Annotated in this window: 11 protein-coding genes; 7 read left to right on the forward strand and 4 right to left on the reverse strand. The window is 41.6% G+C overall.

What is annotated here, in order from left to right; genetic code table 11:
* From AC3WVG_RS10120 to AC3WVG_RS10145, 6 genes are all read left to right on the forward strand, one after another.
* Positions 1-1,500: secretin N-terminal domain-containing protein (locus AC3WVG_RS10120; RefSeq protein ID WP_488798003.1), on the forward strand; the 1,500-nt coding region annotated here is incomplete at its 5' end.
* 370 nt (positions 1,501-1,870) lie between these two features.
* Positions 1,871-3,463, forward strand: a complete 1,593-nt coding sequence (locus AC3WVG_RS10125; RefSeq protein ID WP_488798004.1) for an ExeA family protein — start codon at positions 1,871-1,873, stop codon at positions 3,461-3,463.
* 26 nt (positions 3,464-3,489) lie between these two features.
* The gene (locus tag AC3WVG_RS10130; protein WP_488798005.1) at positions 3,490-5,190 is read left to right on the forward strand and encodes a GspE/PulE family protein; all 1,701 of its coding nucleotides are present in this window, start codon (positions 3,490-3,492) and stop codon (positions 5,188-5,190) included.
* Between the two features lie 12 nt (positions 5,191-5,202).
* Complete coding sequence (locus AC3WVG_RS10135) at positions 5,203-6,423, forward strand: type II secretion system F family protein (RefSeq protein WP_488798006.1); 1,221 nt, start codon at positions 5,203-5,205, stop codon at positions 6,421-6,423.
* A 44-nt stretch (positions 6,424-6,467) separates the two neighbouring features.
* Positions 6,468-7,796 carry a sigma-54 interaction domain-containing protein gene (locus AC3WVG_RS10140; protein ID WP_488798007.1) on the forward strand — a complete coding sequence of 443 codons (1,329 nt, stop codon included), beginning with the start codon at positions 6,468-6,470 and terminating at the stop codon, positions 7,794-7,796.
* Between the two features lie 170 nt (positions 7,797-7,966).
* Complete coding sequence (locus AC3WVG_RS10145) at positions 7,967-8,374, forward strand: type II secretion system protein (protein ID WP_488798008.1); 408 nt, start codon at positions 7,967-7,969, stop codon at positions 8,372-8,374.
* Between the two features lie 203 nt (positions 8,375-8,577).
* On the opposite strand, the gene AC3WVG_RS10150 is transcribed toward AC3WVG_RS10145, so the two are convergent.
* From AC3WVG_RS10150 to AC3WVG_RS10165, 4 genes are all read right to left on the reverse strand, one after another.
* On the reverse strand, positions 8,578-10,431 hold the full coding sequence (locus AC3WVG_RS10150; protein ID WP_488798009.1) for a hypothetical protein: 1,854 nt from the start codon (positions 10,429-10,431) through the stop codon (positions 8,578-8,580).
* A gap of 173 nt (positions 10,432-10,604) precedes the next feature.
* Complete coding sequence (locus tag AC3WVG_RS10155) at positions 10,605-11,171, reverse strand: PilW family protein (RefSeq protein WP_488798010.1); 567 nt, start codon at positions 11,169-11,171, stop codon at positions 10,605-10,607.
* An 11-nt stretch (positions 11,172-11,182) separates the two neighbouring features.
* Positions 11,183-11,599, reverse strand: coding sequence for a prepilin-type N-terminal cleavage/methylation domain-containing protein (locus AC3WVG_RS10160; protein WP_488798011.1), 417 nt, complete (start codon positions 11,597-11,599; stop codon positions 11,183-11,185).
* Positions 11,596-12,066, reverse strand: a complete 471-nt coding sequence (locus tag AC3WVG_RS10165; RefSeq protein WP_488798012.1) for a prepilin-type N-terminal cleavage/methylation domain-containing protein — start codon at positions 12,064-12,066, stop codon at positions 11,596-11,598. The genes AC3WVG_RS10160 and AC3WVG_RS10165 overlap by 4 nt, the downstream gene beginning before the upstream one ends.
* A gap of 185 nt (positions 12,067-12,251) precedes the next feature.
* On the opposite strand from AC3WVG_RS10165, the gene AC3WVG_RS10170 reads away from it, so the two are divergent.
* Entirely contained in the window at positions 12,252-12,980 is a 729-nt protein-coding gene (locus tag AC3WVG_RS10170) for a sulfite exporter TauE/SafE family protein (protein WP_488798013.1), read from the forward strand.
* Positions 12,981-13,121 lie beyond the last annotated feature (141 nt).

The following is a 13,121-nucleotide window of genomic DNA, read 5'->3' on the forward strand; positions in this document are numbered from 1 at the left end:
GATTTACAAAACGACTTGGCCATTGATGAAATAAAGCGCAAAAAAGAGTTGAATAAGCTGGAACAGAAACAAGTAGAGCCATTGCTGACCAAAGTTATTAAGGTAAATTTTGCTGAGGCAGAGAGCCTGCAAAAACTTCTATCCGAGCTAATTACCAAAGATAAAGAAGGCAAATCCAGAGGAAATATTCTTGTGGATAAACACACCAACTCTCTGGTGGTCCAGGCGGTAAAGGATGATCTGCACAAAATCATCAACTTGGTAAAAACTTTAGACAAACCGACCGACCAAATTCACCTGAAGGCATACATTGTAGAAGCTACCAAGAATGTCGCTCGTGATTTAGGTATCCAATGGGGTGGCAAATGGACAAAGTTTGCCTGGGGAAGCACCTCGGACAAACGGATTACAGTTAGTGGACCAATAGGCGATGGCGGCGATGCCTTTGGCACTGGAAAATCCGGAACTGGACTTGGCATTAACTTTCCTGCCAGCTCTGCTACCGGGTCAAACATTGGAACGCTGGGGGCAGGTTTAAACATACTCATAGGAAACCCATCGGGCAGCATTCTGGAAATGCAACTTTCAGCTCTACAAGCTGATGGCAAAATCAACATATTATCGAGTCCGTCGCTTACTACTATGGACAACAAAATGGCTTTTACAGAAAACGGACAAAAAGTACCTTATGTAACATATGTTGATGGGGAAAAACAGGTAAAATTTGAAGATGCGGTCCTGAGATTGGAAATGACACCGCATGTAATCAATGATCGCTACTTAAAGATGGAAATTTCAGTTAAAAAGGATGAGGTTGATTTCTCAGAGGAAAAAAAGGTTGATGGAAACCCGACCATATATAAAAAAGAAACCCAGACTTCACTTATTGTTGAAAATGGCGAGACCATAGTCATATCGGGTTTGACCAAACAAACTATTCAAGATGCAGCAGCTGGAATCCCCGGTCTGAAAGACATTCCGGGACTAGGATACTTATTTAAAGGCGAAAGCACTTCCAGCAAGATGGAAGAAATTCTGATTTTTATCACACCTACGATTCTGAAGAAACGCAAGGATCTGGAAAAGGCAATAAGTAAACATCCGACTGCTGAAGACTTGGCCCAAAAACTTAAGCCTACCCACGATCCAAGGGCCAAGTCCTGGCTGGAAAAGAGCAGAAAATTTCTTCTGGAAAAAAATTGGGATGAGGCCATCCGAACAGCCTCCATTGCCATAGCCCTGGACCCCGGGAATATCGAAGGCTATATTTATCGTTCGGCAGGCTTTTGGGAAAAGGGTGAATATAAAAAATCACTCGAAGAATGCAACCTGGTTCTTTTTCTTGACCCTACCAACGAAAGAGCTTTAAATACCAAGGGACTGGCACTTGAAAAATTAGGCTACAAACAAGAAGCGCTGGAGTGTTTTGAAAAAAGCTGCGGACTGGGCAGCGAATATGGATGCGAAAACCACAAACGTTTATTTTATCAAATGCAATAAATATTAAGGCATTAACCTACCTTTTAGAGCCTGTGGCCAAACCTTATTTTAGTCGCTGATTGAAAGTCTGGGTTTCTGAAATGCATTACAAACGGCTTGGGTAACCCAATCTTAGGGAAGCTTGCGGAAAAACAGAGCATCGGGATGAAAGGGCTAAATATTCTGCGATGTTGACCGTAACTATCGATAATAAAAAGAATATTTGCTTACTTAAATTATCCCATTATGCTCTGTCCGCAAGCAAGCTTTAGTTGGGTCCAAGCCTTTGTACCAGCACGAAAGAAACCAGGACTGAAATAACTATGGAAGTTGAGTTGATATAATGGTTCGGCCACAGGCTCTTTAATGGGAAAAGTATTTCCTGGTTTATATGGAATATTTTAGAATAATTGGACTGGAGCGCGAACCTTTTTCCAATTCTCCGGACCCAAATCTATTTTTTGAGTCTGCACAGCATAAAGAATGTCTTCAACAGCTTGAAATCAGCATCAGACTAAGACGTGGCCTGAGCATCGTACTTGGCGATGTTGGAACAGGGAAAACCACGCTTTGTCGAAAACTCCTTCAGACACTCTCTGATGACCATGAAATACTAACCTACCTCATCCTTGATCCATCTTATCAATCAGACCATGAATTCCTACAAGATCTGCACAGAATTTTTCTAAAAAATGAAGCAGAAGAAGAAAGTACCTGGAAGATTAAAGAAAAAATCAAAAACTTCTTGTTCCAGGTCGCTGCCGAAGAAAACAAAATTATCCTCCTTGCCATTGACGAAGGACAAAAACTTTCTCATTCCTGCCTGGAAATACTGCGTGAATTGCTAAACTATGAGAGCAATGAGTACAAGCTCTTACAAATTGTCATCTTTGCCCAGCAAGAGTTCTTTGGCCAGATAAAAAAGATAAAAAATTTTGCAGATCGTGTTAATCAGTTTTTAAATCTTACACCCCTGACCTTTAAGGAAACTCGAGGCCTGATCAGGTATCGTTTGGAGCTAGCTGCCTGTGGCAACCCGGCATATAAGAGCCTGTTCACCTTGCCAGCCCTTTTTCTGCTTTATCGTGCTACCAAAGGCTATCCAAGAAAAATAATACATCTCTGTCACAAATGTATCCTTGCCATGATTATAAAAAACAGTTCTCGCATCAATGCTGCAATAATCAGGTCTTGCACAAGGCAGCACCTTCTATCAGATTCCAATCATTATACACTTCTAAACAAAAACATCGTAATCACGACACTCATTTCTGTCTTATTTTTCTTTTTTTTACTTTATCAAGATAAAAATTTAGACTTACTGAACTCGCTTAAAGAAAAGATAATCTCTTTTTCTTATTATATAAACTCTAAGCACAACAGTACACCTATAGTAGTTAACTCTGACCTATCAACTACTGATGTTCAACCTGAGCAAAAGAGCAGATCTTATCTTTATCCAATCACTCGCAACAAACAAAATGAAGATTCGAACATCCCTCAAATTCCAAGTGTTTTGGGACGATTCTTAATAAAAAAAGGTGATATCATATCTAAGGTTGCCTCATCGATCTATGGTTTTGACACTGCTGAACAATGTAAATTTTATCTCGATGCCATAGAGTGCGCCAATCCAACTCTTGGGGATATCAATTTGGTTAAACCAGGGCAAAGCATCCTTCTTCCTGCCATTCCTACATCATCAAAAACGATACCGAAATTCTGCATTCAAGTGTTTGAGACAAAGGACATCAACGTAGCTTACCGTTTTTATAAAAACCAGTTTATGCAGTCTGGCGATTATCGTATCCTGCCCTATTACGATCCCTCAAACGGATACCATATTTCTATCGTGTTAAATAATTTTTTTCCAACAAAAGAAGAAGCCATTAAACAGTTAAACACTCTAAGTAAAAAATTAATGACCACACCAAAGATACTTTCTTTTACTGAGCAGACCATCTTTTTTGCAGTCCTTGATTAAACTAAAAAAAACAGAGGTATTATCTTATGCGAACCAAGGCAAAGCTTGGAGAAATGCTGGTAGATGCAGGCCTGATTACCAAAGAAGTTTTGCAAAAAGCCCTGACCGACCCAAAACGTGGCCAGACTAAGATTGGAGAATACTTAGTCAAAAATGGATATATTTCAGAGGAAGACCTGATTAACCTTTTAAGCAAGCAATTACGCATTAAAAGATACCAACCCAACGCCTATCCCGTGGACTCGTCTCTGGCCAAGATACTTCCTGCAGACCTGGCTCAACAGTACAAAGTGGTCCCCCTGAAAGTACGAGACAACTTAGTGACCATTGCCATGATTGATCCCATGGATATTGGGGCCATTGACGCCGTGGAGGTTTATACCAATAAAGAAGCTGACCCCGTAATATGTACGCAACAGGAATTCGAGCAATTGCTTGCCCATATCTATGGATTGCGCAAAGGCCTTAATGAAGTCATGGAGAGCATAGATGAAATGCAAATAAGTACTGAGGATGAAGAGGAGGTTGAAGAAGAACAAATTCAGATCTCGGCCCTCCAAAACCTGGCTGAAGAGGCCCCGGTCATACGTTTGGTTAACTCCATTCTAGCTCAGGCTGTTCGAGAAAGAGCCAGCGATATCCACATCAGTCCTGAAAAAAAATATATTCAAATTCGCTTTCGAATTGATGGCAAGTTACAAGAAGTTCCTTCCCCCCCCAAAAAAATGTTTCTTGCTATTGTCTCCAGGATAAAAATTCTGGCCAATATGGACATTGCCACCAGCAGAATTCCCCAGGACGGAAGATTCACCATGAATATAGAAGGAAAAGAAATTAATGTCCGGGTCTCATCCCTGCCTACGATTTACGGAGAAAATATTGTTTTACGCCTTTTAGATACGAGCAGTGGCATTTATACCCTGGAAGAACTGGGTATGAGTCAGGTTGATCAGGAAAAGGTCAAAACAATTATTGAAAAGCCCTATGGAATGATCCTGACCAGCGGGCCCACTGGCAGTGGTAAATCTACTACCCTCTACGCCATTTTAAGTCGCCTGAATCGACCGGATACCAATATCATAACTTTAGAAGACCCTGTTGAGTACCGGATTCAAAACATCCGCCAGGTCCAGCTCAATCCCAAGGCCGGCATGACATTTTCCAGTGGGCTGCGCTCTATCTTGCGCCAGGATCCTGATATAGTCATGGTCGGAGAAATACGTGACTTTGAAACAGCCAATATTGCTGTTCAAGCTGCTTTAACCGGTCATCGTTTGCTGAGTAGCCTCCATACCAATGATGCAGCCGGGGTCATAACCCGATTTCTTGATATGGGTATTGAACCTTTTCTTGTCTCTTCTGTCTTACTGGCCTCCATTGCCCAGAGGCTTGTACGCAAAATCTGTCCTTATTGTGTTGAGACTTATGAGCCGGACCCAAAGGCCCTACAATTTTTGGGCTTGGAAAAAAATGATGCTCAATTCAGGCGAGGTAAGGGCTGTTTTCAGTGTAACAATACTGGCTATCGAGGCAGGATTGGAATATACGAAGTCCTGATCAATGATGAACTAATCCAGGAATTGACCATGCGTCGCGCTTCAGCCCGGGAAATCACACAGGCTGCCGTGAAGGCAGGAAAATTGCGCACCCTTAAACAGGACGTTCAGGAAAAAGTGCTGCAGGGTATAACTACCGTGGAGGAGGCTATTCAGGTGGTTATGAGCTAGATGGAGTAACTTATGAAATTTTCATACATCGCCATAGACGAAAATGGAAGCAGGATCACGGGAGTTTTGGAGGCAAACTCAGTTGATGAAGTCAATACCATACTTGTTACCAGAGGCTATATACCACAAAAAGTAGTTCAGGGAGAAGGTGGTCTTGCACTCAATCTATTGGCTGACTTAAAATCTATCCTGACCACGGTCAAAGCCGAGGAATTGATCCTGTTTACCAAGCAATTCCGCACCATGTTTAAGGCCGGTATTTCTGTTGTAGAAACCTTATCAACCCTTGAACGCCAGGCAGAGAACCCAAAGCTCAAAAAAATAATCGCCAAAATGGCCGGCGATATCAACGAAGGTGCTTCCCTTTACCAGGCCTTTTCCAGGCATCCAGAAGTATTTTCCAGGCTATATTGCGCCATGATCCGGGCCGGTGAAACCAGCGGTGCATTACCGGATGTCATGGACCGTCTGGCTTATCTTCTGGAACACGAGCACAAGGTCAAAAACGACATCAAGTCAGCCTTACAATACCCCATCATTGTACTCGTTGCCTTGGGCATTGCCTTTTTTATCCTCCTAACTTTTGTTATTCCAAAATTTGCAGCTATCTTTAAAAGCGCAGGTATCGCCCTTCCATTGCCCACCCAATTGGCCATAGGGTTGTATAATTTCCTGGCCAATTATTGGATTTTCTGCTTGGTAAGTGTTATTGCTTTGATCACTGGTTTATCTTTCTACGTGCGAACAGCCCAAGGGCGTTATGTAAAGGACAAATTTTTACTCAAATTACCAATTGTTGGTCCTGTATTGCAGAAAGCGGCCTTGTCAAGATTTGCTAGCATCTTTGCTATCTTACAGTCCAGTGGGGTTAGTATTTTAGAGTCTCTGGATATCCTTTCAGAAACTATCGGCAACGCTGCAATGTCCAAAGAATTTGATAAAATCAAAAACCGGTTACGCGAAGGACTGGGCATATCCTATCCCCTAAAAACTGCAAAATATTTCACGCCAATGGTCGTCAATATGATTTATGTAGGTGAACAATCAGGAAACCTGGATGAGATGTTAACGGAAATCTCAAAACACTATGATGATGAAGTGGCCTATGCCGTGTCCCAGATGTCCACTAACCTGGGCCCGATTCTAATAGTTGGCCTGGCAGCCGTAGTAGGTTTCTTTGCCCTGGCCATATTCCTGCCCATGTGGGATTTAACCAAGATGGTCAAAATGTAGTTGTTCCCTACATGAGCCAACTTCCATAACTTTGATTCAACCCTATGAAGAACAAAGGTATACTTTTAAGTTTGCGCATCATAATACCATTTATCTTTGCCGGAATGGCTCTACTTGGCTTTATTCTCGCCTACCAGCTTACTTCCTATTATTTCCGAGTTGGCCAGGATTTAACATGGCCTATACGCTTTTGGGGATTGGCCATTTTTGGAGCAGCCCTAGGTATTGGTTATTTAGTGACCAACATACTCCTAAAGCCTGTGCAACAATTTGTTGACCAGGCCGAGCAATTAACCTCAACTATTATCCCTGAAGAACCAAAAGAGAAAAAACAAGTTGAGCCACGAAACGAACTCGAACAATTTATTCATGTATTCGACAAGGTTACCCAAATCCTTAGTCGCGTCGAAGCCAAATCCTTGTTTCCTGAGATTGTAGGGCAAAGTAAAGCCATCCGTGGAATCCTCAGTCAAATCATCAAGGTCGCGCCAACAAACTCAACAGTGCTCATTACTGGGGAAAGCGGTACAGGCAAGGAGCTTGTGGCCAACAGCATTCACAGGCACAGTAAAAGAAATAACAAGCCTTTTATTAAACTCAATTGCGTGGCCATACCTAAAGATCTGCTGGAAAGCGAGCTCTTTGGTTATGAAAAAGGGGCCTTTACCGGGGCTGATAGCCCCAAAAAAGGAAAATTTGAACTTGCTAACGGAGGGACCATTTTTCTGGATGAAATAGGGGACATGCCCCTGAACACCCAGGCCAAGATTCTTAGAGTCCTTCAGGAACGGGAGTTTGAACGGTTAGGGGGAACCAAAACCATTAAAGTAGATGTTCGCATCATTGCAGCCACCAATAAAAATCTGGCCCGGATGGTTGAACAGGGAACCTTCCGCCAGGACCTTTTTTATCGCTTAAATGTCTTCCCTATACACATTCCGGCTTTGCGTGAAAGAAGTGAAGACATTCCTCTGTTGGTGGAAAATTTTTTAAATAATTATTGCCCCCATATATCAATCACTGATTCTGCCTTGCAAGCACTCATGACATACCCGTGGCCGGGAAATGTACGCGAGCTGCAAAACACTCTGGAACGGGCAGCTATTATGGCCTCAGACAAAGGAATTATCGACACGGCTCATCTTCCGGCCGAGATAACCGGAGGTCTTGGCTCACCAATAATCCCTAGTTCTGCTGAAAATATCTCACTGGACGAAAAATTGGCACATATAGAAAAAGACCTGATCATTGAGGCCTTGAGACAAACCCGTGGCGTACAAAAAAAGGCCGCCGAGCTCCTGGGCATCAAGGCTAGAAGCCTATGGCACAGAATAAAAAAATACGGGATTGACGTAAAGAAACTAAAAGATTAACTATAAAACTACAAATTTTGTAGCTGGATCTACAAAATTTGTAATTTTTAACTGCTGCACAAAAAGTGGCTGCCTGGCTAAACCTGTAAAGTTTATACAAATACCCGGTCAAAAGCAACTGGCATATAAAATGCAACAAATAAAGCAAAATGTTTAACTTAGGAGGGCTTATGCACAAGGAAAAAAATCTTAGAAAACAGCAGGGTTTTACTCTAATTGAAATCATTGCCGTACTGATCATTTTGGGTATTTTGGCTGCCGTGGCAATCCCGAGGTTTATTGACCTGCAGTCTGATGCGGTAAAAAAAGCTAAAGAAGGTGCATGTGCGGCTGTATCTTCCAATGTCAATATGGCCTTCTCCAAGGCATTGTTACAAGGCAATAACGCAACCGAAGCTATAGATTATGCAACAACGGGAGATGGATGGATTAGCAATTTAGGCGATTTTACTGCCGACCAACCAAAATCTAGCCCAGGCACTGACCAAAAAACATTTGATGTCACAATTAGTTCAACTAAGGTTGATCTAGGGGATGATACAACATGTACTATCCCGAACCCGGCTTATAACCCCTAATAAAAATTACTGAAACTACGATTTATTATTTTAAGAAACTCTCAACCATATGACGATATAACTATTGATGCCGGTTGCAAAAAAATGCGACCGGCATCTTTTTCGAAACAACTGCAAAAATCAATTTAGCGAAATTATGATAAAATTAGTTTATTATTTCAATAGACCCTAGACTCATGACTCACGACTGTTGCAGTTTAAGCCTACTCTTCCTGCACCGGGACATGGAATGTGGTCCCCTGCTGGGCTGAACCAGAAAACCTGACTGCAAGGTCGTCAAAGTAAGTGGATTCTGCACTTGGTCCGATCGTATGCAGACCTACCTCAGGGCTCTTGGCATCAAAATAATCATCCGTTGTAAAAGTGTCGTCCTTAACAATTACATTTGAGTGCCCCTTGTAATCCACCAATTCATCGGCCCCCACATTCTCCCATCCTGATATAAGCGTAAAATAATCATTTTCTTCATTGTCATCCTGGGCGGGCCAGGGCAGAGTACCATCTATCCCGCCGCGGGGAGAGGCCTGCCGGATCGTATCAAAGGGGTTATCGTTGCCTCTACGATCTGTTCCGTCTCCCGGATCAGCTATATAGACCCTGAACTCATTGTAATGTTTGCCATTGTCATCAATCTTATCTTCAACGCGTACAAGCAAAGTAGCCCAATCCTTCAAATGCCCATCTTGATCAACGACCTTGTTATCAGCTATCTCTTCCAGCAACTTGTAAGCCAGGATAGTCCTTTTATTATTAGCATTCCCCTTTTCCTTTACCCAAAAGATCAAGGCTGCTTTATTATTTAATTGCTTCTTTAAGTCGTCATAATTTTTAAAATATATTGTGCCACTATTCCTAATAAAAGAAAATCCGTACCCTTCAATGCTTCCGCCTCCATTACCGGATTGGTCCATGCGCACCATCAGACCAACGCAATAATCAGCATCACCATCTATCATTATCTTTACCTGAACATCATAACTTAATAGCCCGCCTGCTGCCTCTTTTGCCCCTGCAAAATCAGGTGCTGATTTACTACGGTAGTCAAATCCAACGATGCCTAGTTTATCTCGACCTTTCTTTTTACCTGGTTTATCTTTACCTTTTCCCTTGATTTTTAAAGCCAGAGCACCATCTCCATCAATTTTTACCCATTTAGGCTTGCCAGTTGCACCTGTGCCGCGCTTAAATTTTTTCAGTTCTTTTTTAGAGTCGAAAAATGTTTCATTGGTCAAATCTTCTGCATTTAGATCGGCAAGGGAAACAGGCACATAATATGTAACCTCTCTGTTGGCCTGAAAGTTGCCGCTCCCTATAGAGCCAATGGATTTGAGCAAAAGAAATTCCTTGAGTTTAATAACGTCTCCTTTTGAAAGGAGAAGGGGAAAAGTTCCGGTAACAGCCCGAATTTTTTTTAAGGTATCACCGTCGCGGCATTTGTACTTGTAAACCTGGCCATTAACTTCAAACTTTGCATTACGACGTGGAAAATAGTCTGCGCCGGTATCAAGGATTAAATCATCACCTTCGTCTATTCTTTGTGGAAAAGCATCAGCAGCAAGCAGGACTATTTTCCCGGCTGAAAAGCCGGAAGGCCACTTCCCGGATCTCTTTATAAACCGCAATATCTTTGGATTTGTGGCATCATATTCGACATAATCAAACTTCTCAGCTTTTGAATCATCTTTGAGTATTAAATATCCTGGGGTACCTTCTGTAAAATCCGGTGGTTCTCCAAAAGAAACCTCGGTCTCGAGGATCGTTTTCTTCTTCTTTTTTTTCAAAACATTTTTGATTTCAAACCAGTGAGGATAACAAAAAACACTGAACTGTCCTTCATTGTTATCCAGCTTGAATGATTTGGCGTGAATATCATCCAGCAAACTGGGACCATCATCGAACTTGCTTGCAGCATACCTGAAACCTGATTCGGCCAAATAATAAGCCCTTTGGCCCAGGTTTACATTAACCTGCTCAAAAGTAGAACTCGTGTTAAGGGAAACTACAGCAACAGCAAGTGTTCCCAGCAATATAATAGTAACAATGATTGGTATTACCATTCCTCCCGATTCTTTACCCGGTAATAGGAGGTGACAATCAGAAGACTTATGTCTGCTGTATATTTTGCCTAGCCATGCGTTTATCATGCTCCAAATCCAAACCATAATTAATTTAAGTTGTTAGAAATTTACAATAATATTTAATAAAATTTTATGATAACAAATTGGGACTTTTACCAATTTCCTCCCGGCCCATTAAGTACACCGTTATTTCGTGGATTAACAATGGCAGTCAAAATCAAATCACCGGTAACTTCCACACCTGATGGTCTAGCCACTTTAAGAAGAATTTTTATCATATAAAGGTCATCAAAATCATCTCCAGCAGACCAGGGGCTTTTGTCGGCCTTCATAAAACTTAAAAACGACTCTCCCGTATCATAAGTGGCGATATTTTCTATAAGCGGACTTCCAGGTCCTTTACTATCATCATTCAAATATATAACATTATCAACTCTTTGAATTGTATAGATCAGTCCATTGATGCCTTCAAAAGTTATCTGGTCTTCATCGGCTGAAACCACCTCGCTCATCTCTAAAAGTTCACGGCTGATTCTGGCCATTGCCAACTGAGCTTTTTGGACTAAAACTGCATTCTCCTTGGCAAAGACATACCCCTTGACTCCGGTAGAAATAAACATTCCGGCAAAAACAGTTATAATTCCAACCAAGATAAGGGCAACAATACCCTCTAAGAGGGTAAACCCAAGCTGTTTGTTTATACCTTGTTCAGATACCATCCACCAAATCCCTACTCGGTAAATAAGACAATTATTGTTTGGTCGCCAGACTTAAGCACAACCTTTAAAACGTCTCCTGACGATGTTGAACTGGCTACAAAATCATCTCCGTCTGAAGTGAAGGTAATAAAGCCAGTTTGTGACTGGTCAACACTTTCATAATTTTCAGTTACATAATCCTTAAATGCAGAAAGATCCAAGCTGCCCTGGGTCAATTGGTCTCTATAGTAACTGGTCATATCCTCCACCTGACTATGGAGGTCGTATTGCTCTTTCAGCAGGGTAACTGAAAATACACTTTTTACAGCACTCGTTTGGACAAATTGGGCCACTATCACTCCCAGGATTCCAGCGATAACAATGGTAACAATCACCTCTATCAGAGTAAATCCCTTATCTTTCCCAATAACCATAACTTTATTCATCATGGTATATATCCTGTTTTACAATATACAATAATGGCGTCAGTCTGGTCACCAACTTTTATATGTAAATTAGAGGTAAGAGGTATGGTTGCTCCCTCGTCAGTATAAGGAATGCCTCTATTATCAAAAGAAAGGGTAAACTCATCCATACTTATGGACACATCAACATTTTCCGCCCCGGGCAGGAGAACCTTATCAGTTGAATCACCATTTTTAAAAAGCCAATACTTGGTTCCATCACTCTTGATGCCCCAGACAATGTTCGTGTTCATGGCCCTGGCTTGAGCATACCTTAGATGCGACTTTACAATATCTATTTGCGAAATTGAATCATCATCAAGGATGACCCTGCTCAAAGCTACGGCTGCAAGTATAGTCAAAATAATAAGGACCAGAATTATTTCAATTAGGGTAAATCCATGCCTTCCTTTTCTTATCTCTATGAATTTATTACTTTTATTTCTATTCATCACGAATCTCACGAAGGGATATTTAAAAACCGCTTGATTTTCTCCTTTTTTAAACCCCTTTAATCTCCACTTATCCCAAAACCTCGCTGGGTTAAACTTTACTCCTATCTTAGTTTAATTTAAATAAATTGACTACCCCTTTTAATTAAAAAAGGTTTATAAAACCCGTTTGCGAGTAAAAAATTATGAACATAGTTTTACCATTGGCCTTGATCACCTTTTTTGCCGGCTTCACCCAGGGACTGTCCGGATTTGGCTCTATCCTGGTCTCTTTGCCTCTCCTGGCCCTGTTTCTGGACATAAAAACGGTCATCCCGTTAATCAGCCTTTTTGCCCTGGTCATCAATACCATCATTATTTACAAGATGCACAAACATCTGTGCTGGAAAGACCTCTACCCTCTACTTCTCGCCACTATTTTTGGTATCCCCACGGGAGTGTATATCCTAAAAATAGTATCTCCGCAGATTTTACAGGTAGCCTTGGGGGTTATGCTGATCCTCTTTGCCAGCTATGCACTGTTTATACAGCTACCTCAAAAACATCTTTCATCCGAGTGGGCATGGCTGACAGGTTTCACTGCCGGGTGCCTGGGAGGCAGTCTTGGTGCCAATGGACCTCCCATAATCATTTATACCGCTATTCAACCCTGGACCAAAGATAAAATAAAGTCCACTCTGGCTGGATATTTTTTTGTAGCCGGTATAGGCATCTCCTCCACACATGCCCTAACCGGATTGATCACTCCCCTGGTCCTAAAACTTTTTTTTCTTGGAATAATTTTTCTCATCCTGGGAGTGATGACAGGAATGTTCTGCTATAAACGCCTTAGTGAACAAAAATATCGCCAATTTATTAGTGTGCTCATACTCATCTTAGGGCTAGTTATGCTGAGTAAGGGAGTGAACAGTTAAATCACAGCCACGCCAAAAATTGATGTTATGCCAAAAACCCTAAGAGCCTGTACCCAAACCCCATTTTAACCGCTGATTGAAAGTCTTGGTTTCTGAAATGCATTACAAACGGCTTGGGTAACCCAATCTTAGTGAAGCTTG

This window comes from Desulfovulcanus sp., assembly GCF_982781345.1.

Excerpts from the sequence above, each read along its gene's own strand:
- AC3WVG_RS10130 (WP_488798005.1), top strand. The coding sequence starts at position 3,490 with ATGCGAACCAAGGCAAAGCTTGGAGAAATGCTGGTAGATGCAGGCCTG.
- AC3WVG_RS10135 (WP_488798006.1), top strand. The coding sequence starts at position 5,203 with ATGAAATTTTCATACATCGCCATAGACGAAAATGGAAGCAGGATCACG.
- AC3WVG_RS10140 (WP_488798007.1), top strand. The coding sequence starts at position 6,468 with ATGAAGAACAAAGGTATACTTTTAAGTTTGCGCATCATAATACCATTT.
- AC3WVG_RS10165 (WP_488798012.1), bottom strand. The coding sequence starts at position 12,066 with ATGAATAGAAATAAAAGTAATAAATTCATAGAGATAAGAAAAGGAAGG.
- AC3WVG_RS10160 (WP_488798011.1), bottom strand. The coding sequence starts at position 11,599 with ATGATGAATAAAGTTATGGTTATTGGGAAAGATAAGGGATTTACTCTG.
- AC3WVG_RS10150 (WP_488798009.1), bottom strand. The coding sequence starts at position 10,431 with ATGGTAATACCAATCATTGTTACTATTATATTGCTGGGAACACTTGCT.
- AC3WVG_RS10145 (WP_488798008.1), top strand. The coding sequence starts at position 7,967 with ATGCACAAGGAAAAAAATCTTAGAAAACAGCAGGGTTTTACTCTAATT.
- AC3WVG_RS10125 (WP_488798004.1), top strand. The coding sequence starts at position 1,871 with ATGGAATATTTTAGAATAATTGGACTGGAGCGCGAACCTTTTTCCAAT.
- AC3WVG_RS10170 (WP_488798013.1), top strand. The coding sequence starts at position 12,252 with ATGAACATAGTTTTACCATTGGCCTTGATCACCTTTTTTGCCGGCTTC.
- AC3WVG_RS10155 (WP_488798010.1), bottom strand. The coding sequence starts at position 11,171 with ATGGTATCTGAACAAGGTATAAACAAACAGCTTGGGTTTACCCTCTTA.